At 67.9% G+C, this 20,524-nt stretch carries 17 protein-coding genes; 9 read left to right on the top strand and 8 right to left on the bottom strand.

Going from position 1 to position 20,524, the window contains the following annotated elements; all coding sequences use genetic code 11:
- Positions 1-46: 46 nt before the first annotated feature.
- Together ATCM_RS18480 and ATCM_RS18485 are read right to left on the bottom strand one after the other, a co-directional pair.
- Complete coding sequence (locus ATCM_RS18480; RefSeq protein ID WP_132865930.1) at positions 47-3,055, bottom strand: TonB-dependent receptor; 3,009 nt, start codon at positions 3,053-3,055, stop codon at positions 47-49.
- A gap of 47 nt (positions 3,056-3,102) precedes the next feature.
- A complete protein-coding gene (locus tag ATCM_RS18485) occupies positions 3,103-4,422 on the bottom strand; it encodes a transglutaminase domain-containing protein (protein WP_243694111.1) in 1,320 nt (439 codons plus the stop codon).
- 309 nt (positions 4,423-4,731) lie between these two features.
- Between ATCM_RS18485 and ATCM_RS18490 the strand changes: the two genes are divergently transcribed.
- The 5 genes from ATCM_RS18490 (at position 4,732) to ATCM_RS18510 (ending at position 10,612) form a co-directional block, all read left to right on the top strand.
- On the top strand, positions 4,732-6,180 hold the full coding sequence (locus ATCM_RS18490; protein WP_132865931.1) for an SH3 domain-containing protein: 1,449 nt from the start codon (positions 4,732-4,734) through the stop codon (positions 6,178-6,180).
- On the top strand, positions 6,177-7,274 hold the full coding sequence (locus ATCM_RS18495) for a dipeptide epimerase (RefSeq protein ID WP_132865932.1): 1,098 nt from the start codon (positions 6,177-6,179) through the stop codon (positions 7,272-7,274). Before ATCM_RS18490 ends, ATCM_RS18495 begins: the two co-directional genes overlap by 4 nt.
- Positions 7,275-7,665: 391 nt before the next feature.
- Positions 7,666-8,514, top strand: coding sequence for a MurR/RpiR family transcriptional regulator (locus ATCM_RS18500; protein ID WP_132865933.1), 849 nt, complete (start codon positions 7,666-7,668; stop codon positions 8,512-8,514).
- A 17-nt stretch (positions 8,515-8,531) separates the two neighbouring features.
- The gene (locus ATCM_RS18505; RefSeq protein ID WP_243694060.1) at positions 8,532-9,323 is read left to right on the top strand and encodes a hypothetical protein; all 792 of its coding nucleotides are present in this window, start codon (positions 8,532-8,534) and stop codon (positions 9,321-9,323) included.
- Entirely contained in the window at positions 9,320-10,612 is a 1,293-nt protein-coding gene (locus ATCM_RS18510) for a cation:dicarboxylase symporter family transporter (RefSeq protein ID WP_132865934.1), read from the top strand. The genes ATCM_RS18505 and ATCM_RS18510 overlap by 4 nt, the downstream gene beginning before the upstream one ends.
- 78 nt (positions 10,613-10,690) lie before the next feature.
- Here the strand turns inward: ATCM_RS18510 and yiaA are convergent, their stop codons facing one another.
- Positions 10,691-11,125 carry an inner membrane protein YiaA gene (yiaA, locus tag ATCM_RS18515; protein ID WP_132865935.1) on the bottom strand — a complete coding sequence of 145 codons (435 nt, stop codon included), beginning with the start codon at positions 11,123-11,125 and terminating at the stop codon, positions 10,691-10,693.
- 160 nt (positions 11,126-11,285) lie between these two features.
- On the opposite strand from yiaA, the gene ATCM_RS18520 reads away from it, so the two are divergent.
- Positions 11,286-12,443, top strand: a complete 1,158-nt coding sequence (locus tag ATCM_RS18520) for a PQQ-dependent sugar dehydrogenase (RefSeq protein ID WP_132865936.1) — start codon at positions 11,286-11,288, stop codon at positions 12,441-12,443.
- Positions 12,444-12,480: 37 nt separating this feature from the next.
- On the top strand, positions 12,481-13,659 hold the full coding sequence (locus tag ATCM_RS18525) for a hypothetical protein (RefSeq protein WP_132865937.1): 1,179 nt from the start codon (positions 12,481-12,483) through the stop codon (positions 13,657-13,659).
- A 7-nt stretch (positions 13,660-13,666) separates the two neighbouring features.
- Here ATCM_RS18525 and ATCM_RS18530 read toward each other — a convergent pair whose 3' ends face one another.
- The 5 genes from ATCM_RS18530 to tsaD form a co-directional block, all read right to left on the bottom strand.
- Complete coding sequence (locus ATCM_RS18530) at positions 13,667-14,149, bottom strand: hypothetical protein (protein WP_132865938.1); 483 nt, start codon at positions 14,147-14,149, stop codon at positions 13,667-13,669.
- 109 nt (positions 14,150-14,258) lie between these two features.
- Positions 14,259-16,433 (bottom strand): glycoside hydrolase family 3 N-terminal domain-containing protein, encoded by a 2,175-nt coding sequence (locus ATCM_RS18535; RefSeq protein WP_132865939.1) that lies wholly within the window; start codon positions 16,431-16,433, stop codon positions 14,259-14,261.
- 187 nt (positions 16,434-16,620) lie between these two features.
- The gene (locus ATCM_RS18540; protein ID WP_132865940.1) at positions 16,621-17,880 is read right to left on the bottom strand and encodes a mechanosensitive ion channel family protein; all 1,260 of its coding nucleotides are present in this window, start codon (positions 17,878-17,880) and stop codon (positions 16,621-16,623) included.
- Between the two features lie 100 nt (positions 17,881-17,980).
- Positions 17,981-18,340 carry a dihydroneopterin aldolase gene (gene folB / locus ATCM_RS18545; protein WP_132865941.1) on the bottom strand — a complete coding sequence of 120 codons (360 nt, stop codon included), beginning with the start codon at positions 18,338-18,340 and terminating at the stop codon, positions 17,981-17,983.
- 174 nt (positions 18,341-18,514) lie between these two features.
- Positions 18,515-19,549: a tRNA (adenosine(37)-N6)-threonylcarbamoyltransferase complex transferase subunit TsaD gene (gene tsaD, locus ATCM_RS18550; RefSeq protein WP_132865942.1), complete on the bottom strand. Its 1,035-nt coding sequence runs from the start codon at positions 19,547-19,549 to the stop codon at positions 18,515-18,517.
- 122 nt (positions 19,550-19,671) lie between these two features.
- On the opposite strand from tsaD, the gene rpsU reads away from it, so the two are divergent.
- Both rpsU and ATCM_RS18560 read left to right on the top strand, forming a co-directional pair.
- A complete protein-coding gene (gene rpsU / locus ATCM_RS18555; RefSeq protein ID WP_002808376.1) occupies positions 19,672-19,887 on the top strand; it encodes a 30S ribosomal protein S21 in 216 nt (71 codons plus the stop codon).
- 136 nt (positions 19,888-20,023) lie between these two features.
- A complete protein-coding gene (locus tag ATCM_RS18560) occupies positions 20,024-20,470 on the top strand; it encodes a GatB/YqeY domain-containing protein (protein ID WP_132865943.1) in 447 nt (148 codons plus the stop codon).
- The last annotated feature ends 54 nt before the right edge of the window (positions 20,471-20,524 follow it).

Genomic DNA, 20,524 nt, shown 5'->3' on the forward strand with positions numbered 1-20,524 from the left:
CAAAAGCGAACGGCCCGCCGAGGCGGGCCGTCCGTTCAACGCACCATCAGAAGTTCCAGGTCACGACCAGGTTGGTGTAACGCGGTGCCTGCCAGACGGTGCCTTCGCCGAAGTAGGCCATCTTCGAGCCGGGCGCACTCTCATACCGCGAGTGGACGTTGACCGTGGTCTGCCGGTTGAGCAGGTTGTACACCGACAGGCGAGCCTTCAGGTCGATGCCTTCCACCGGCAGCGTCCACATCACGCTGGCGCCCAGGTCCACGACCCACGGCATGCGGCCGAAGGCACCGCGCTCGGAGTACGTCAGCTGGCGGGTCTTCCAGTCGCTGCAGTTGTTGGTCGGCGACGACTCACACAGCCAACCCGAACCACCACCACTGAACTCACCCGGACCACCGGCATTGCGGCTGTCATCCGGCCAGACCACACCGAACGCGGTGATCGGGCCGCCCGAACGGGCCGACAGGGTGCTGCCGAAGGACCACTGCTCGTTGAGCTTGTAGGTGCCGCGCAGCTTGAACTGGTGGCGGAAGTCATTGAACAGCACGCCATAGCGTTCATTGACGGCCGGATGGTCGTAGTACTGCACCAAATTGGTGTCGGCATAGCCGGTATCCGAGTTCACCGGGCCTTCGATGTTGCCCTCGCTCTTGGACCAGATGTAGCTGGCATTGAACGACCACTTGTCGTTCCACGCGCGGTCCAGCTGGAACTCCACCGCCTTGTAGGTGCGCTTGGGCTTCTTGTACCCCATGACCAGGCCGCTGCCACCGGCCTTGTAGCCGTCCTTCGACGAATCGAAGGTGACCCAGCTGTTGGTGTCCGGGCACCACAGCGTGTTCTTCTCGCCGGGGTTGATGATCGGCCAGTCACCGGAGTACCAGTCGCAGCCTTCGACATGGTTGATGCGTGCGTCTTCCACCGCGCGGGTCATCTTGCGGTAGGTGGCGTTCACGCCATACGACCATTCCTGGTTGATCGCCTGCTGGAAGCCGAGAATGAACTCGTCCTGGTAGACCTGCTTCAGGTCCTTCGCCACCGCGGTGCGGACGTCGCTCGGCGCCGGTGCGTTGCCGTCGGTGTTGACCGGGCCGATCTGCTGGCCGAGCTTGGGCACCAGGTACGGCTTGCCGGTGAGCGGATGGGTCATCTCGGTCCAGCCGTCGAGCGCATAGTAGGTGTGCTCGTCGATCGTGCCACCGCCAAAGTAGTCGGCGATCTTGTTGGTCAGCGGCGTGTAGTAGCGACCCGCGTTGCCGAACACCTTGGTGGTGCCATCGCCCTTCACGTCCCAGCTGAAGCCCAGCCGCGGCGAGATCATGTCGTTGAACTTGGTTTTGGCGAACGTCGCGCCCGAGGCCAACTTGTTGTGGAACTGGTCGAAGCGTACGCCCAGGTTCAACAGCAGGTTCGGCGTGACGTTCCAGTTGTCCTCCACGTAGAACGCCTGCGCCTTGGTCGTCACCGGCGAACCGGTGACATAGCGCCGCGCGTCGACGATGTCGGTGACGCCTGCCGGCAACACGGTGCCGTTGACCGAATCGCCCGGCTTGAGCACCAGCGCCTGGTAGCTCCTGCCATCGCCCGGGTAGACGACCGAGCTGTCCGAATCCATGTCCTCCTGGTCCACGCCGAAGCGCAGCAGGTGGTCACCCAGGGTCCACTCGAAGTCCAGGCGTGCCGCCTCGCGCTTGTCCTCGCGGCTGCTGATGCTGCTGTTGGTCGGATGGCAGCCCTGGTTGGACTTCGGGCCATACTTGGTGGTGTAGCTGGCGGCGAGCGTGATGATGCTGCAGTCGCCGTCCAGCGGGCTGTCCGCCACCGAACTGCGCTTGTTTACGCCATACATGGCCTTGGCGACGAAGTTGTCGGTGAGGTGGCCGGTATAGGTGAGCGACCAGTTGTCGCCGCCCGAGCTGCCGCTGCTGACACCCGTGGTTTCACCGAACTGGTTGGTGTCCCATACGTAGTCTTCGTAGCTGTTGGTGACGAAGTCCGACTTGTCGGAGAACGCCAGCAGCTCCAGCATGTGGTTGTCGGTGATGCGCCAATCGAGCTTGCCGCCCCAGAAATCGTTGTTGCTCTTGGTCTTCCAGGCCTCGCTCTCGTCGACGTCCTTGGAGTCGCTGTCGCGGTTTTCGTACATCGCGAAGAAGAACAGCTTGTCCTTCACCAGCGGGCCGGACGCCCACACATTGGTCTTCGTCAGCGGGCTGGTATCACGACTGGTGCGATCACGCTCGTCGATGGTGCCGTCGCGGTGGAAGTGATCCTTCTTGGACGAAGCCCACGCCGACGGCTCCATCGTGACCTCGACGCCGCCCTTGAACTCGTTGCCGCCGGACCGGGTGATGGCATTGATGACGCCGCCGGTGCTGCGCCCGAACTCGGCCGAGTAGCCGCCGGTCTTGACCTGGAACTCCTCGTAGAAGTTGAACGGAACGGTCGAGAAGCCCTGGCGACGGTACGGGTCGGTCACGTTCAGGCCGTTGATGTAGGCCACGTTCTCGGCCACCGACGAACCCCCGAAGGTCAGGCCGCCGAAGGTCGCGCCCGATGCCACCACGCCCGGCGCCAGTAGCGCGACGGCTGCCACGCTCTGGTCCACCGGCATGCGCGAGAGTTCTTCGCGCTTGATGTTGAAGGAGGACTCGGTGGAGTACACGTCCACGCGGTTGACGATCTTCGAACCGGTGACCTGCACCGAGTCCAGGGTCACCGCGCCACCGTCACCGCCCCCCAGGTTGACCGCGGTGGTGCCACCCAGCGACACGCTGACGGCCAGCGGCTCCTTGTCGGTCTCACCGTCACGCTTGACCTGCAGGCTGTAATCGCCCACCGGCAGCTGGCTCAGTCGATAGGAACCATCGGCACCGACGGTGACGGTGCGGGTCAGGCCGGTGGCCTTGTTGACGATGGTGATCTGGTCACCGCTGCTCGCGCGGCCTGCGATCGCGCCGGTGGCGCTCTGCGCCATGACGCTCGGCGCCAGTGCCCCCAGACAGGCGCCCAATGCGACGGTCAGCGCCGCCCGCTTCAACATTTTGCTGTTCATCCCCTGCTCTCTCCTGCAGATAGTGAAGTAACGACTCGAACTGCTGTCTATTGCCCTTCCAGCGGCAGCACCTGCGTCTGGAAGTCGTATTGCCACTGGTTGAAATAGAGGTTCCCGCCCTTCCACTCCACTTCACCACGTTGCAGGTCCACGGTCTCCGAACGGAAGTGCTGCTTGGCCGGCACCAGCGCCCGTGAGTAGTCGTCGTTGAAGGCGATGCGGTAGGCATCGATGCCGCCGAAATAGAAGTCGCGCTCGGCCGGCACGCTGCTGTCCAGCGCGCCGGTGGTCACGTCCATCGGCACCCAGCCGTACGGGGCCAGGTACACCGCGCCCCAGTCGTGCAGGTTGTTGTAGCCCACCGCGTCATCGGAATAGACCATGCCCGATTGCCAGCGCGCCGGGATGCCGTTCAGGCGCAGCAGCGCCACCAGCAACAGCGTCTGCTGGCCGCAGTCGGCATGGCCGGCGTGCAGCGCGTAGTCGGAGATGTTGCTGATGGTGGAGTATTCGCGTGCGCCACCCCACGGGATCTGGTCCACCGCGTCGAACAGCTTCCGGGCGACGCGGTAGGGGTTGGTCTCGTTGCCCACCACCTTGCGCGAGAACGCACGCAGCGCCGGGGTGAACACCACGTGCGGCGCGCGCTGCGCCAGGAAGGGCGCCAGCGCCGGGTCGGACGGCGTCGGCAGCACCTTGTCCGGGTCGATCACGAAGCGACGCGCGGAGATGGTGACTTCGTAGTTGACCGAAAACTCGGTCGGCGTGCCCGCCACCGCGGTGCGCTCCAGGTAGGCGGTGCGTTGCAGGGTGTCTTCGGGCGCGACCTGCGCACCGTCCGGCACGCTGCCCAGCCAGCGGATGTTTTCCTGCTGGCCCGGGATCGCGCGCGGGTACGGGATCCAGGCACGCACGGTCTCGCCAGCGGGCACGGCATCGGCCTTGACCGTGATCGACTGGGTCACGCGGATGCGGCGCGGACTGACACTGTTGCGGCCGCTGCGGTCGGAGGCGGCGATGACTTCGGCGTGGTGCGGCCCCAGCCGCTCGTACGGCCCCGGTCGCGAGATGCGCTTGTCCGCCGGGCGACGCTGCGAGGCTTCCTCGCTCAGCAGGAACAGGTTGTTCGGGGCACGGTTGAACCAGCGGCGCTGGCCGTCGATGTCCAGGTGCTCGATCAGGCCGGCATCGTCCCAGGCCTTGAACTCGGCCTCGCGCAGGTCGGGGATGGAGCGGCGCACCGCGGCCTTGGCCTGCGCTTCGTCCAGGCTGAAATCCAGCCGCATCCGGCGCATGCGCTCCTGCTGGAAGGCATAGGCCTGGCGCGCCTGCGCATCGGTCCCCGGCGCGGCCAGGGCAGCATCGATCTCGGCCTGCGCACCGGCGAAGTCACCGCGGTCGATCCGTGCTTCCAACGCCGGCAAGGACACCGTCGGTGCCTCGCCGGCCTGCGCCGTGCAGGCGATGCCCAGCCCCAGCAGGGAGACGGCTACCTTGCGGGCGAGAGCGACACGGACAAAGCAGGCAGAATCGACAGTTGAAGCCACGGCAACACATCCAGAGGTGCAGGGTGGTAACGGCTGTTTAACACGCACCCGATAGCCGGTCAATAATTTATTCTTGCTTTCATGGATGAAAGGAATAAATATTCCGAAGCATCTCCAAGGGGAGTTCCAATGAACGTGATCCCGGCACACCTTCCGCGCCGACGCCTCGCCCCGCTGTCGCGGGCCCTGCTCCTCGCTGCGGCGCTCTGCGCCGGCCCGGCGTGGGCACTGTCGCCGCCGCAGGCGCCTGCCCCAGCCTACGCGGGCATCCTTGGCCTGGAGGAGAGCTTCCTCGCACCGCAGCATTGGATCGCGCAGTTGCCCGATCCCGACGCGGTGATCCTGGACCGCGCCGGGATCGACGCGCAGAACGCGCGCATGCGCCAGCAGGACAGTTCCATCCACGACCTGCGTGCGTTGCCGGCCAACCTGCCGCGCGCCCTGGTGCTGGAGCAGATCAACGGCATTTCCCGCGCCCCCACCCGCCCCCTGTACGACGTGCAGGGCAAGCCGGTGGGCGCGGCCCAACTCAAGGCCATCACCGACAACCTCGCGCTGGAGCGCGTGCCGGCCAGCCGCCCGATCCAGTACGGCCTGGTCGTCCACCGCGCCGCGTTGCGGGCCTTCCCCACCGAACTGCGCGTGTTCAGCAGCCAAGGCGACACCGACATCGATCGCTTCCAGGAGTCGGCACTGTTCCCCGGCGACGCCGTGGCGGTGCTGCACGAGAGCGCCGATGGCAAGTGGGTGTTCGTCAGCAGCGAGCGCTACGCCGCCTGGATGGAGAAGCGCTTCGTCGGCATCGGCGACGCCGCGCAGGTGTTCGGCTACGGCAGCACCGGCCCGTACCGGGTCATCACCGGGGCCACCGCACGCACCGTGCACACGCCGGAGGAGCCGCGCGTGTCCGACCTGCAGCTGGAAATGGGCGTGCGCGTGCCGGTGCTGTCCGACTGGCCGGCGATGACCCCGGTCAACGGCCAGCAGGGCCATGGCAGCCATGTCATCCAGCTGCCGGTCCGCAACGCCGACGGCAGCCTGGCCCTGGTGCCGGCCCTGTTGCCGCGCTCGCAGGACACCGCCGCGGACTACCTGCCACTGACCCCGCGCAACCTCATCACCCAGGCCTTCAAGTTCCTCGGCGAACGCTATGGCTGGGGCCATTCCTACGATACCCGCGACTGCAGCGGCTTCGTCTCGGAGATCTACCGCAGCTTCGGTGTGCTGTTGCCGCGCAACACCAGCGCCCAGGCGATCAGCCCGGCGCTGGACCGCACCGCCTTCAGCGATGCCGACGGCAAGGCCCGGCGTGACGCCGCCGTCGCCAACCTGCAGGTCGGCGACCTGGTCTACATCCCGGGCCACGTGATGATGGCCATCGGCCAGTCCAACGGCATGACTTGGGTGATCCACGACACCTCCGGCGGCAGCTGGTTCGACGCCAGCGGCAAGCGCGTGCACGCCAGCCTCAACGGCGTGTCGGTGACGCCCCTGGACCCGATGATGGCCAGCGACACCGCCCGCTACATCGACCGCATGACCAACATCCAGCGCATCGGCCCGCACACCACCAAATGAAGATCACCGACATCGAACTGGGCATGCTGCGCGTGCCCCTGAAGACCCCGTTCAAGACCGCGCTGCGCACGGTGGAAACCATGGAGGACGTGGTGGTGCTGGTCCGCACCGACAGCGGCCACACCGGCTATGGCGAGGCCCCGCCCACGGCGGTGATCACCGGTGACACGCACGGCTCGATCATCGAGGCCATCAACACCTTCATCAAGCCGCGCCTGCTCGGCGAGGACATCAGCAACCTCAATCGCATCTGCGGCCTCATCCAGTCCTCGCTGGAGCGCAACACCAGCGCCAAGGCGGCGGTGGAAATCGCCGTGTACGACCTGTGGGCGCAGCTGCACGGCGCCCCGCTGTACCAGATGCTGGGTGGCGGCGACCCGGTGATCACCACCGACATCACCATCAGCGTGGACTACATCGACAAGATGGTGGCCGACTCGCTGTCGGCGGTCGAGCGCGGCTTCGAGTCGCTGAAGATCAAGGTGGGCAAGGACATCGGCCTGGACATCGAGCGGGTCAAGGCGATCCACGCCGCGGTCGAGGGCCGCGCCCTGCTGCGCCTGGACGCCAACCAGGGCTGGACCGCCAAGCAGGCGGTCTACGCGATGAGCGCGCTGGAGAACGCCGGCGTGGTGCTGGAACTGCTGGAGCAGCCGGTCAAGGCCGCCGACATCGCCGGCATGAAGTACGTGACCGAGCGGGTGAACACCCCGGTGATGGCCGACGAAAGCGTGTTCAGCCCGCACCAGGTGTTCGACCTGATCCAGCAGGGCGCGGCGGACATCATCAACATCAAGCTGATGAAGACCGGCGGCATCTCCAACGCGATCAAGATCGCCGACATCGCCTCGCTGTACGGCGTGCCGTGCATGATCGGCTGCATGCTGGAGTCGAGCATCAGCGTGGCCGCCGCGGTGCACCTGGCGGTGGCCAAGTCCGGCGCGATCACCAAGGTCGACCTCGACGGCCCCTCGCTGAGCCAGTTCAATCCGGTCGAAGGCGGGGTGATCTTCAACGAGTCGGAGATCACCATCACCGACGCCCCCGGCCTGGGCATCCTCCAGGTGCGCGGCCTGGAGATGATCAAGCCGTGATGCACGCGGCGACGGCAACCGCTGCTGCAGCCGTTGCCGCCGACGCACGAATTGCTGTTGCTGTTGCTTCTGCCCCCTCCCTTGCGCAGCGCGCAGGGGAGGGCTGGGGAGGGGTAGCTCCGGCTCTGCTCCTGCTCTGCCATATAGCGGGCCCAACACCGCAGCCCATCGAGGGAACAAGGCACGGGGGTTGGAGCGCAGCGCCTCCCGGCGATGCTTTCTTCTGTAGCCCCCTCCCCCCCCCTCCCCCGCACTGCGTGCGAGGGAGGGGGCGCACCCCAAAGCAACCACCACACTGCGTGCGAACGAGGGAGCCCCGGTACGTACCCGACCCTCTCCAAAGCGGCCGTCCATCCCGTAAAGTCACCCACGAACTCCCGGCACACCGCCCATGGCCCCACTGCTGAAAATCCGCGCCGAACGCGAACAGATGTCGGCCATTGAACGTCGCATCGCCGACTTCATCCTCGACAACGCCCACCTGCTGCGCGACTACTCCTCCCAGCAGCTGGCCAATGCCCTGGGCATCAGCCAATCCAGCGTCGTCAAGTTCAGCCAGAAGCTGGGCTTCAAGGGCTATCCCGACCTGAAGTACTCGGTCGGCTCGGCCGTCGCGCTGGCCGGCAACGGCGACACCACCGACTGGCCTCCGGAAGAACAGCCCGGCGGCTACCTGCTGGCCGCCGACACGCTGCGCCGCGCCAAGTCCGCCGCCGAGGAGGAAACCATGGCGGCCAACCCGCAGGCCGACGTCGAGGCCGTCATCGCGCTGGTCGACAACGCGCCCAAGGTCTTCATCTACGGCCTAGGCGACGACGGCCTGTACGCCCGCGAATTCGCCATGCGGCTGTCGCTGCTGGGCATCCTCACCGTCCAGCACGCCGACCCCATCCTGATGACCGCCAACCTCTCCGCCGCGCGCCCCGGCGACGTGCTGCTGGTGTTCTCCGAGTTCGGCAAGCTGCCGCAGCTGTGGCAGCTCTCGCGCCAGTTCCAGGAGGTCGGCGGCAAGGTCGTGTCGATCACCCGCCACACCGCCAATCCGCTGCGCGCACACGCCGATGCCGCGCTCGCCATCTGCGCGCATGACCGGCAACCGCAGATCGCGCAACTGCTGTACCGTTGCTCGCTGCAGTACCTGCTGGACTTCGTGTTCGTGCTGTTGTGCCAGTCCAATCCGGACCGGCAACGACAACTGGCATTGAACCAGGAACGCATCCAGCACCTGATCGACAACTGACAGCCGGAGCCGCCGCCATGCCATCCCTGTTTCCCTCCCTCGCCCGGCAGGTGCTGTCACCGCTGTTGTGCCTGTTCGCACTGGCGGCCCCGCTCGCCTCGGCCCATTCGTTGCCTGCGCCGGTGCACGCCGCGCGCCAGTTGATCGTGGTCACCACGCCCAGCTGGGACACCCCGTCGGGCCACCTGCAGGCTTTCGAGCGCACCGGACACGGTTGGCAGGCACATGCCGGCGGTTTCGACGTGGCCCTGGGCCGCAGCGGCAGCGCCTGGGGCATCGGCCTGCATCCGCCCCAGTCCGATGGCCCGCACAAGCGCGAGGGCGACGGCCGCAGCCCGGCCGGCATCTTCGCCATTGGCCCGGCCTTCGGCTATGCCGAACACATCCACAGCGCCCTGCCCTACCTGCCGATGCAGGCCAGCAGCTACTGCATGGATGTACCGGCCTCGCCGCTGTACAACCGCATCGTCGATGCCGCCCAGGTCGGTGCCGACGCGGTCAAGGGCTCGACCGAGGCCATGCGCCTGGACCTGCACAACGACGGCGACCGCCGTTACCGCGAAGGCTTCGTCATCGAACACAACCCCGGCAACGTGCCGGGCCAGGGCAGCTGCATCTTCGCCCACCTGTGGCGTGCCCCCGGCGAAGCCACCGCCGGCTGCACCGCGATGGAGCCGCAGCAGATGAGTGACCTGCTGGCCTGGCTCAACCCCGCCGCCCAGCCCGTGTTCGTGCTGCTGCCCCAGGCCGAGTACGAACGCCTGCGCCGTGACTGGGGACTGCCCTCCCTGGCGGAGGCCGCGCCTTGAGCACGCCTGCACGCCGCTTCACCGTCTCCGCGCCGGTCAAGGTGCTGATCGCGCTGGCCATCGCCGCCATCGTCGGCCTGTCGCTGGCCCGGTACGATCCGGCACTGGCGCTGAAGGTGGCCGATGTCGCCCGCCCGATCGGCCGGCTGTGGCTCAACGCGCTGCAGATGACCGTGGTGCCGCTGGTCACCGCGCTGGTCATCGTCGGCGTCAACACCGCCAGCAATGCCGCCGCCTCGGGCCGTACCGCGCGCAACGCGATCATCGTGTTCCTGGTCCTGCTGGTCGGCTCGGCCGCGTTCTCGGCCCTGGTCACCCCCGCCCTGCTCGACCTGGTGCCGCGTGATGCCGACACCATCCGGACCTTCCGCGAGGCGCTGCGCTCGCCGGCCACCGCCGCCACGCCGCCATCGGCGGCGCAGTGGATCAGCGGGCTGATCCCGAACAACGCGCTGGCCGCGGCCGCATCGGCCTCGATGCTGCCGCTGGTGGTGTTCGCCATGTTCTTCGGCTTCGCCCTGAGCCGGCAGGAAGCCGGGCGCCGCGAGCGGCTGCTCGACCTCATCCGCACCGTCTCCGACACCATGATCAGCATCGTGCGCTGGGTGCTGTGGGCCGCGCCGGTGGGCGTGTTCGCGCTGGTGCTGGTGGTCTGCGCCGAGGTCGGCATGAGCGTGCTGGGCGTGATCGGCTACTACATCGTGCTGATGTGCGTGATCTACATCCTGATCACCCTGCTGCTGTACGTGGTCGCACGCTTCGCCGCCGGCGAACCGCTGCGCCGCTTCGCCGCCGCGCTGCTGCCGGTGCAGGTGATCGCCGGCAGCACGCAGTCCTCGCTGGCCTCGTTGCCGGCGATGATCGACAGCGCGCGCAACCGGCTGGGCTACCCGCCGGCGCTGACCGCGCTGGTACTGCCGATGGCGGTGTCGCTGTTCCGCATCACCAGCCCGGCGCAGTACATCGCCGTGGCCAGTTTCATTGCCTGGCTGTATGGCTTCGAGATCCACGCCTCGCAGTACGCGGTGGCGGTGCTGCTGGCGGCCGTCATCAGCATGGGCTCGACCGGCCTGCCCGGCCAGGCCAACTTCATGACCAACAACCTGCCGATCACCCAGAGCATGGGGCTGCCGGTGGAACCGCTGGGCGTGCTGCTGGCGGTGGACACCATCCCCGACGTGTTCTGCACCATCGGCAATGCCACCGGCGGGGTCACCGCCACCGGCATCGTGGCCCGCCATACCGCGCCCCACCCGGAACCGGGACCGGAACCCACCGAGCCGGGCTGAGCCTGGCCGGAGGGGATGAAATGACGAAGGGCGGGTGCATGGCACCCGCCCTTCGTCGTTGCGCTGTACCGCGCGGGCTCAGTCCTGCGGCGGCAGCGGCGGTGCGCCGTACAGCGCGTCGGCCGCCATCGTGTCGCGGGTGTTCTTCTGCACGGCCACCGCGCCAAACAGCGACAGCGCATAGGACATGCCGTAGAACCCCTTCTCGCTCAGCAACAGGGTCGCGTTCCACAGCCCGACCACCAGCAGCAGCAAGGCCGACAACAGGGCGAACCAGCACAGGCTGTAGTACAGCGCACTCACCGGGATCCCCTCCACGCGGTCGCGCACGCTCTTCTGCAGGGACACCGCGGCGAACAGGCCGAACAGCAGCAACGACAGGTAGTAGCCCTTCTCGTTGAGCATCATCTCCGCGTTGAACAAGCCCACCAGATAAGCGACCGCGCCGAGCATCAACGCCGTCCACGATGCGGCGATGAAGGCTGCCGAGGGTCGTTGCACCTGAGGTTTCATCAGCCAAACTCCTTGTAGGGACACCCCGCCCGGTCTTGGGCGTGAGCCGCTACGTTATGCGATCCATCGCCACCTTCCCAGAGGCCCGGGCCCGGAAGACCCCGACGGGCATGGTGTAATGGCGCCGTTGGACAGACGTTTCCCCTCATTGGAGAACCCCATGCCCCGTCCCCTCCTGCTCAGCCTCGCACTGGCGATCACCCCGGCGCTGTTCAGCACCGCCTGCGCCGCCGACCCCGCCGATCCTGCCGCCGAAGCGGCCATCAAGCCCGCGCAATGGCCCTTCGCCGCCACCGAGGTCGCCCGCTTCAACGAGCCGTGGGCGATGACCTTCCTGCCCGATGGCAGCCTGCTGGTCACCGAAAAGGCCGGCAAGCTGCTGCACGTCGACCCGGCCAGCGGCAAGCGGAGCGAGATCAGCGGCGTACCGACCGTGGCCTATGGCGGCCAGGGCGGCTTCGGTGACGTGCTGGCCCATCCGCAGTTCACCAGCAATGGCTGGGTCTACTACAGCTATGCCGAGGACGGCCAGGACGACACCCGGGGTGCCGCGGTGGCGCGCGCCCGGCTGGTGCTGGCCGCCGACGGCAGCGGACAGCTCAGCGACGCCCAGGTGATCTGGCGGCAGACCCCCAAGGTCAGCGGCCGCGGCCATTACGGCCACCGCCTGGCCTTCGGCCCGGACGGCAAGCTGTGGATCAGCTCCAGCGAGCGGCAGAAGTTCGATCCCGCCCAGGACATGAAGACCAACCTGGGCAAGATCATCCGCCTCAACGACGATGGCAGCGTTCCGGCCGACAACCCGTTCGTGGCGCAGGGTGCGCCGGCCGACCAGGTGTGGTCGCTGGGCCATCGCAGCGTGCTGGGCATCGCCTTCGACGGCAACGGCAAGCTGTGGGAGCACGAGATGGGCCCCAAGGGCGGCGACGAGCTGAACCTGATCCAGCGCGGCGGCAACTACGGCTACCCCATCGTCTCCAACGGCGACCACTACGACGGCCGGCCGATCCCCGACCACGACACCCGCCCGGACTTCATCGCCCCGGTGGTGACCTGGCGCCAGGTGATCTCGCCCGCCGGCTTCGTCATCTACAACGGCGCGCTGTTCCCGCAGTGGAAGGGCAGCGGCTTCATCGGCGGGCTGTCCTCGCAGTCACTGGTGCGCGTGGCCTTCGACGGCGACACGGCCCGCGAAGCGGAACGCTTCGACATGGGCAAGCGCATCCGCGAAGTGGAGCAGGGCCCGGACGGTGCACTGTGGTTGCTGGAAGACGGCAACAACGCCCGCCTGCTCAAGCTGACCCCGAAGGCCGGCTGATCGCGGCCGTTGCATCCGGCGACAAGGACCTGTTGCGATGTTGCTGCGTTACCTGCCCGCCATCGTGATCGGCGCAGTGGTGGCGGTCCTCACCGCCACCGCCTCGGTGCTGATCCTGCTCGATCACCCCGCCGCGCTGCTGGTCGTCCTCTATGCGCCGCTGCTCGGCGTCGTGTTGTTGCCGACGCTGCTGCTGGCATGGCTCTACGCGCTGGTCCGCGACCGCGGCGGGACACCCCGGGTGGCGCATCTGGCGATGCTGGGCCCGGCCGTGCTGGCGGCGCTGATCGTGCCCGCGGGGCAGAGCCTGCGCAGGCAACATGACAGCCTGTTCGGAGCCCCTCCGGTTTCCGAAGTCCACGTGAACCTGACCGGCCAGACGCTGTGGCTGGACGACAGTGTCAGCACCGGCTTCACCAGCACGCCCGGCTTCGGTCATGTCATGCCGGTCCCGGCCCTGCCGGTCGGGCAGACCACGCAGATCACCCGCTGGCCGCCGGCGCGGCGCGCCGACGGCCGTGCGTTCCCCTATGCCGGGCACGCGCTGAAGCCAAGCCGCCTGCAGATCGGCCGGGCCCTGGGCGATGGGCGGCCCTCGCCCGATGTCGTGCCGCTGCGCCGGCCATCGGCCGCCTTGCCACACGACCTGCCGGCGGGTGACCTCCGCCACGTCTACTACCACTACCCCGACCATGTGGACGTGGTCCTCACGCCGATGCGGTCACCGCGACTGGTACGCACCCCCGCCCGCCGTGCGCCTGCGGGTTTGACCCTGGTTTCGGTGGCCGATTCCAGCGCGGTGCCGATCGTTCGGCTGGAGCTCAACGGGCAGAACGTCGACCTGCTCCACGCGGATCTCGCGCAGGCCACCTGCCCCAACCGGCGCGAACCGCAGGCGCCGGTCATGCTCGGCACCGACACCCCGCTCACGGTCCGCTGGCAGCGCGCCGACGCCCCGCAGCATTGGCACGAAGCACAGCTGGCCTACCCCGCGTTGCCACTGCCCAGCGGCCTGGCGAAGCAGGCCTATACCGCGCAGCTGATGCTGTATTTCAGCGACACCCTGCCACCGGCCGTGCAACGCTTCCAGGAAGTGCCCACCGGCGACGTCCGGCTGAGCCTGGCCACCAGCCCCGCACCGGCGGCATATGCAGCGGTCTCGGCCTGCGCGGACGTGGCCAGCGGCTACGACCTGCAGGTGGTGAAACCACTGTGACCCGCGCTCAGCGCAGGCGCAGGCGCAGCCCGATTGCCTGCACCAGCCCATAGCAGAGCAGCGCGGCGACCAGGCTCATCGTCAGCGGGCTGGCATTGCTGCCGCCCTGCATCGCGCCGGCGCTGAACGCGCCGCTGTACCAGCGCCACGCCAACCGCCCGACCAGCACCAGCGACAGCACGCCACCGATCCACGGATTGGGGATGTACCCGGCATGGCCGTCGCGTGCGCTGAACCGGGTGTGCTTCAGCGCGAACAGCCCCAGCGCCACGCCGGCCACCGCCCCGCCGAGCATTCCCCAGGCCACGTGCGGCAGGAACAGCGCCGCCCAGCCGAGCAGCAGCACCAGCACCGACAGCAGCACGATGCGCGCGACGTTGCGGTGCGGACGCCACGGCTGCCAACCGAAGTGCCGGCGGATGCGCCGGTAGTACAACAGGCCGAAACCGGCGGTCATCAACCAGGGCATGTAGACGGGCAGCGCGGCCATTTGTGTCTCTCCGGGGAATGGCGCGAGCATCGCATGCCGGCCCACCGCCGGCAGGTGTCATCTGTCACTCCACGTCGCAGGAGCGCCCTTGGGCGCTCCTATCGGACGGTCACGGCGCCAGCAGCTCGAAGCTGGCCGCCTCGCCGCTGGCCGACGACGCACACACCCACACATCGAACAGGCCCGGCTCGGCACTGAATTCGCCGTCCACGCCGGTGAAGGCCAACTGCTCGCGGACCAGGCGGAACGTCACCTGCTGCGACTGTCCCGGTGCCAACGCGACCTTGCGGAAGTCCTTCAACTCACGCACCGGCCGCACCCGGCTGGCGACGCGGTCATGCACGTACAACTGCACCACTTCCTCGCCGGCAACCTCGCCGGTGTTGGTCACCGTCGCGCTGACCTCCAGCGTGCCGTCCCAATCCATCTGCGCGGTGCTCAGCCGCACCGCGTCGTAAGCGAACGTGGTGTAGCCGATGCCATGACCGAACGCGTACAGCGGCGCATTCGGAATCTCGCGCCAGCGGGCCTTGAACTCGGACATCGTCGGCAGCTCCGGGCGCCCGGTGCGCGGGTGGTTGTAGAAGTACGGCTGCTGCCCGGAAGCGAGCGGAAAGCTCACCGGCAACCGCGCCGACGGGTTGTAGTCGCCGAACAACACGTCGGCCACCGCATGGCCGGTCTGCGTGCCAAGGAACCAGGTCACCGCGATGGCCTGCGCATCACGCACCGCACCGTGCAGCGCCAGCGCGCGCCCGTTGCGCAACAGCACCACCAACGGCGTGCCGGTGGCGGCGACCGCGTCGGCCAGCGCCTGCTGCGCGGGCGGCAAGGTGATCTCCACGCGCGACTGCGCCTCGCCGGTGTAACGCTGCGGCTCGCCCAGCGCCAGCACCACCACATCGGCGCGCCGTGCAGCCGCCACCGCCGCGGCGATGCCGCCGTCCAGCGGCGCCTCCAACGCACAACCGGGCACGATCTCCACGCTTGCCGCGTCTCCCAGCGCCGCACGCACGCCGTCCTCCAGCGTCACGTAGCGCGACTTGTCGCCGAACAACGTCCAGCAACCTTCGATGTTGTCGCGGTCCTGCACGAACGGGCCGATCAGCGCGATCTTCTGCCCCTGCTTCTTCAGCGGCAGCACCGCGTTCTCGTTCTTCAGCAGCACGATCGAGCGGCGCGCGGCATCGCGCGACAGCGCATCGTGCGCAGCGATATGCGATTGATCGGCCTCGCGCGCGGCATCCAGCGAACGGTACGGGTCATCGAACAGGCCTATGGCGTCCTTCAACCGCAGGATGCGGCGCACCGATTCATCCAGCACCGACATCGGCACCTCGCCCGCCTCGACCAGCCCGGCCAGGTGGCGATCGTAGAAGCCGCTCTGCATGCTCAGGTCCAACCCGGCCAGGAAGGCCTTGCGGGTGGCGTCCACCTCGTCGGCGGCGTAACCGTGCGCGATCAATTCCATGTCGGCGGTGTAGTCCGACACCACCACGCCATCGAACTTCCATTCGTGGCGCAGCAACTCGGTCAGCAGCGCACGGTTGGCGCTGGCCGGCACGCCGTTGATGTCGTTGAAGGCGCTCATCAGCGACAACGCGCCGGCTTCCAGCGCGGCCTTGAACGGCGGCAGATGGATGTCGCGCAGGCTCTGCGGCGAGATGTCCACCTGGGCGTATTCCATGCCCGCGGCGACCGCACCGTAGGCCGCGAAATGCTTGGGCGTGGCCAGCAAGGCATCGGCAGCGGTCAGGTCCTGGCCCTGGAAGCCACGCACGCGGGCGGCGGCGAACGCACAACCCAGCACCACGTCCTCGCCTGCGCCCTCGGCACCGCGGCCCCAGCGCTGGTCCCGGGCGATGTCCACCGCCGGCGCGTAGGTCCAATGGATGCCGGCCGCGGTGGCCTCCACCGCGGTGGCGCGGGCGGTGCGCTGGGCCAGGTCCGGCTCGAAGCTGGCGGCTTCGCCCAACGGGATCGGGAACACCGTGCGCATGCCATGGATCACGTCGGCGGCCAGGATCACCGGAATGCCGAGCCGGCTCTCCTCCACCGCCACCTTCTGGATCTGGCGGCCCTGTTCGGCGCCGACGCCGTTGAACAGCGACCCCACCCGTCCCGCACGGACCTGCTCCAGCACCTGCTCGGCATTGCGGACATTGGCCTCGGGATTGATGTCCGGGACGAAGGGCCGGACCATGTCGGCGAATACGCTCAACTGGCCGACCTTCTCTTCCAGGGTCATGCGGGCGATCAGGGACTCGATGCGGTCGTGGGCCACCGGCAATCCTTCTTCATGTAAACGTTTGCAGTGTGCGGATTCTAGCGCCACCGCCGTGAATCACAGCGCGCGCGATCACAGCCCCGCACGGCGGTGGTACCCAGCGCGGCACGGCCCCGCCCGACCGGCGTCCCGTCCCAATGGGAGCGCGGGGCCACGCGCCTTCCCGGCAATCCCCGCCGGCGTCCTACACGCCTTCGTCCTGGCGCTCGCGCACCGCCATCAGCATCGCGTCGCTGGACTCCTGGAACACCCGCAGCCCGAACTCCGGCAGGATCGCCAGCAGGTGGTCGAACACGTCGGACTGAGTGCGCTCGTACTGCGCCCACGCCGTCGGCGCGAAGCAGTAGATCTCCAGCGGCAGGCCCTGCGGGGTGGGCGCCATCTGCCGCACCAGCAGGGTCATGTTCTGCTTGATGTCCGGATGGCTGCGCAGGTAACGCTCCACGTAGACGCGGAAGGTTCCCAGGTTGGTCATGCGGCGCGCGTTGACCGGCTCGGGGTGGGCCTGCGCCACCTGCGCGTTCCACTGGCCCAGCTCTTCCTGCTTGGCCGCGAAGTAGTCGTCCAGCAGGCCGAACTGGCCCAGCCGCTCCAGCGCGGTGGCATCGAGGAAGCGCACGCTGTGCTGGTCCAGGTAGATCGAGCGCTTGATCCGCCGCCCGCCCGACTCCTGCATGCCACGCCAGTTGCGGAACGATTCGGTCACCAGCTTCTTGGTCGGGATGGTGGTGATGGTGTTGTCGAAGTTGCGCACCGTCACCGTGTGCAGGGCGATGTCGGTGACGTCGCCATCGGCGTTCTGGCTGGGCATCTCGATCCAGTCGCCGATGCGCACGCGGCCATCGCCGCTGATCTGCACGCTGGCCACCAGCGACAGGATGGTGTCCTGGAAGATCAGCATCAGCACCGCGGTCGCCGCGCCCAGGCCGGTGACCACGTGCAGCAGCTTGACCCCGGCCAGGGTCGCCACGATCGACAGGCCGGCGAGCACGAACACCACGATCTTGGCCACCTGCAGGTAGCCCTTGATCGGCTTGTTGCGCGCGTCCGGGCGACGCTCGTAGAAATCATTGAACACGTCCAGCGCATGCGCCACGGCCAGGGCGATGGTCAGCACGGTCCAGGCATGGCACAGCGCCTTCAGCCCGGCCACCAGCTCCGGCGGCAGTTCCGGCACGATCGACAGGCCGGCGGCGATCACCACCGACGGCACGATGTTGGCCAGCCGTGCGATCACGCGCAGCGGCTGCTTGGCGTTCTTCTCCGGGCCGGAGAAACGCTCGATCGCCTTGCGCAGGCCGCTGAGCAGGATGCGCTTGGTGACGAAGTTGGCCAGCCAGGCCACCAGCAGCAGCGCCACCAGCACCACCGCCGGGTACGCCAGCGGATAAGGCGCCAGCGTGCTTTCCAGTTGGTCCAGCCAACGGATTCCCATTACCGCCATCGGTTCTTGCTCCTCTTCGTTGCAGGGTCCTGGCCACGACGGCGCGCGCGCGCCCGATGGGCGGCCCGGGCAGGCCGTCCGGCAGCTTCAGGACAGGGGGTTACCCGGCAGCGCGCGAGCGCTCGATGATCACGCCCACCGCGCGCGCACCGCGCACCGCGCCGGGCTTGCTCAGCTTCAGGCGCAGCCATTGCACGTCGAACTCGTCCAGCACGATCTGCGCGCAGCGCTCGGCCAGCGTCTCCACCAGGCCGAAGTCCGAGCCACGCACGAATTCCATCAAGCGCTTGCTCACCGCCTTGTAGTTCAGCGTGTCGACGATGTCGTCGCTCGCCGCGGGCTTGCGGTTGTCAAAGCCCATTTCCAGGTCGAACACCAACGTCTGGCGGATGCGCCGCTCCCAGTCGTAGATGCCGATCAGGGCGTCGATCTCGAGCCCTTCGATGAATACTTTGTCCATTGAACACAGGGAACAGGGATTGGGGAACGCGCAATGGTACGTGCCGGGGCGTTAAGCAGGGGCGTTTGGCTGAACGGCGCCCGCGGCGATCCCGCGTGCAATCGCGCGGAGTGGTGCCCCCGCAACCGCGATCAATCCGGCGATGCAGCCGCGACCCCGCGCGCCGTTCCTGCCCTATTCGTCCACCAGCGGCGGCAGCGTTGCCATGTCCCAACGCGGGGTGACCTTCACTTCCGGCGGGCTGTGCTGGCCGGCCTTCAGGCGCAGCGCGCCGGCGAAGGCGATCATCGCGCCGTTGTCGGTACACAGCGCCGGGCGCGGGAAACACACCCGGCCACCGCGCCGCTGCGCGGCCTCATGCAGCTTGGCGCGCAGGCGCTTGTTGGCGCCCACGCCGCCGGCCACCACCAGTACTTCGCAACCGGCCGCATCAAGCGCGCGCTCGCACTTGATGGCCAGCGTGTCGACCACCGCGTCCTCGAAACCGCGCGCGATGTCGGCGCGGGTCTGCTCGCTCTGGTCGCTGTCGCGCCACGCCAGCAGCACCTGGGTCTTCAGGCCGGAGAAACTGAAGTCCAACCCCGGCCGGTCGGTCATCGGGCGGGCGAACCTGCAGCGTCCCGGCGTGCCGATCTCGGCCAGCCTGGCCAGTTGCGGGCCACCCGGATACGGCAGCCCCATCAACTTGGCGGTCTTGTCGAAGGCCTCGCCGGCGGCGTCGTCCAGGGTCTCGCCCAGCAGCCGGTACTTGCCGATGGCATCGACCGCGATCAGCTGGGTGTGGCCGCCGGACACCAACAGCGCCACGAACGGCGGCTCCGGCGGGTCGTCCTCCATCAGCGGCGCCAGCAGGTGGCCTTCCATGTGATGCACGGCAATGGCCGGTACATCCAGGCCCCAGGCCAGCGACCGTGCCACCCCGGCGCCGACCAGCAATGCCCCGACCAGACCCGGGCCGGCGGTATAGGCCACCCCGTCGATATCGGAGATGGCGATGCCGGCCTCGTCCAGCGTCTGCCGGATCAACGGCAGGGTCTTGCGCACGTGGTCGCGGCTGGCCAGCTCCGGCACCACACCACCATATTCGGCGTGCAGCGCGATCTGGCTGTAGACCGCGTGGGCGCGCAGCGCGGCGGCGCCGGACAGGTCGGTGTCGTAGACGGCAACGCCCGTCTCATCGCAGGATGATTCAATGCCGAGGACTTTCATGGGCGTATTGTGAACCTCCCCAGCCTCGGGGCAAACCCCGGGGGACTTGCGCACCCGCTCAAAGCGACTATAATGCGCGGCTCACCGGGCGTGACCCGGTTTCATTGTGTCCCGGAGATTCCATGCCCAGCGTCAAAGTCCGCGAGAACGAGCCCTTCGAGTTTGCTCTTCGCCGCTTCAAGCGCACTTGCGAAAAGGCCGGCGTGCTGGCCGAGACCCGCAAGCGCGAGTTCTACGAAAAGCCGACCCAGGAACGCAAGCGCAAGGCCGCTGCTGCCGTCAAGCGCCAGCTGCGTCGTTCCTCGCGTGACGTGACCAAGCGTCAGCGCCTGTACTGATCGGACGCGACTCCTGAACGGGGGGCTTCGGCCTTCTGTACTGGGGTAAGAGCCGGCACGCGCAAGCGTAGCCGGCTTTTTGCGTTCCCGGTCCCCGTGTTTCCAAACCGTATTCCGATCCCGAAAGAGGTGATCCATGAGCCTGAAGCAACAGCTGACCGATGACATGAAGGCCGCCATGAAGGGCGGCGACAAGCACTCGCTGGGCGTGATCCGCCTGATCAACGCGGCCATCAAGCAGCGTGAAGTGGACGAGCGCATCGAACTGGACGATACCGCCGTGATCGCCGTGCTGGACAAGATGGTCAAGCAGCGCAAGGACTCGGTGACCCAGTACGAAGCGGCCAACCGTGAAGACCTGGCCTCGATCGAACGCGAGGAGATCGTGGTGATCGAGCGCTACCTCCCGGCCAAGATGGACGAAGCCGCCATCAGTGCCGCCATCGCGGCGGCCATCGCCGAAACCGGCGCGGCCAGCGCCGCCGACATGGGCAAGCTGATGGGCGTGCTCAAGCCCAAGCTGGCCGGACAGGCCGACATGGGCCTGGTGTCCAAGCTGGTCAAGCAGGCCCTGGCCGGCTGATCGCCCAAGGCCCGCGGCAACGCGGGCCTTGTCCATCCGAGCGGCCTCGGCCGC

Origin of the sequence: Stenotrophomonas sp. ATCM1_4 (genome assembly GCF_004348115.1) — a bacterium.
Classification (GTDB): domain Bacteria; phylum Pseudomonadota; class Gammaproteobacteria; order Xanthomonadales; family Xanthomonadaceae; genus Stenotrophomonas; species Stenotrophomonas capsici.

Excerpts from the sequence above, each read along its gene's own strand:
- ATCM_RS18480 (WP_132865930.1), bottom strand. The coding sequence starts at position 3,055 with ATGAACAGCAAAATGTTGAAGCGGGCGGCGCTGACCGTCGCATTGGGC.
- ATCM_RS18490 (WP_132865931.1), top strand. The coding sequence starts at position 4,732 with ATGAACGTGATCCCGGCACACCTTCCGCGCCGACGCCTCGCCCCGCTG.
- ATCM_RS18495 (WP_132865932.1), top strand. The coding sequence starts at position 6,177 with ATGAAGATCACCGACATCGAACTGGGCATGCTGCGCGTGCCCCTGAAG.
- ATCM_RS18500 (WP_132865933.1), top strand. The coding sequence starts at position 7,666 with ATGGCCCCACTGCTGAAAATCCGCGCCGAACGCGAACAGATGTCGGCC.
- ATCM_RS18505 (WP_243694060.1), top strand. The coding sequence starts at position 8,532 with ATGCCATCCCTGTTTCCCTCCCTCGCCCGGCAGGTGCTGTCACCGCTG.
- yiaA (WP_132865935.1), bottom strand. The coding sequence starts at position 11,125 with ATGAAACCTCAGGTGCAACGACCCTCGGCAGCCTTCATCGCCGCATCG.
- ATCM_RS18520 (WP_132865936.1), top strand. The coding sequence starts at position 11,286 with ATGCCCCGTCCCCTCCTGCTCAGCCTCGCACTGGCGATCACCCCGGCG.
- ATCM_RS18525 (WP_132865937.1), top strand. The coding sequence starts at position 12,481 with ATGTTGCTGCGTTACCTGCCCGCCATCGTGATCGGCGCAGTGGTGGCG.
- ATCM_RS18530 (WP_132865938.1), bottom strand. The coding sequence starts at position 14,149 with ATGGCCGCGCTGCCCGTCTACATGCCCTGGTTGATGACCGCCGGTTTC.
- ATCM_RS18540 (WP_132865940.1), bottom strand. The coding sequence starts at position 17,880 with ATGGCGGTAATGGGAATCCGTTGGCTGGACCAACTGGAAAGCACGCTG.
- folB (WP_132865941.1), bottom strand. The coding sequence starts at position 18,340 with ATGGACAAAGTATTCATCGAAGGGCTCGAGATCGACGCCCTGATCGGC.
- tsaD (WP_132865942.1), bottom strand. The coding sequence starts at position 19,549 with ATGAAAGTCCTCGGCATTGAATCATCCTGCGATGAGACGGGCGTTGCC.
- rpsU (WP_002808376.1), top strand. The coding sequence starts at position 19,672 with ATGCCCAGCGTCAAAGTCCGCGAGAACGAGCCCTTCGAGTTTGCTCTT.
- ATCM_RS18560 (WP_132865943.1), top strand. The coding sequence starts at position 20,024 with ATGAGCCTGAAGCAACAGCTGACCGATGACATGAAGGCCGCCATGAAG.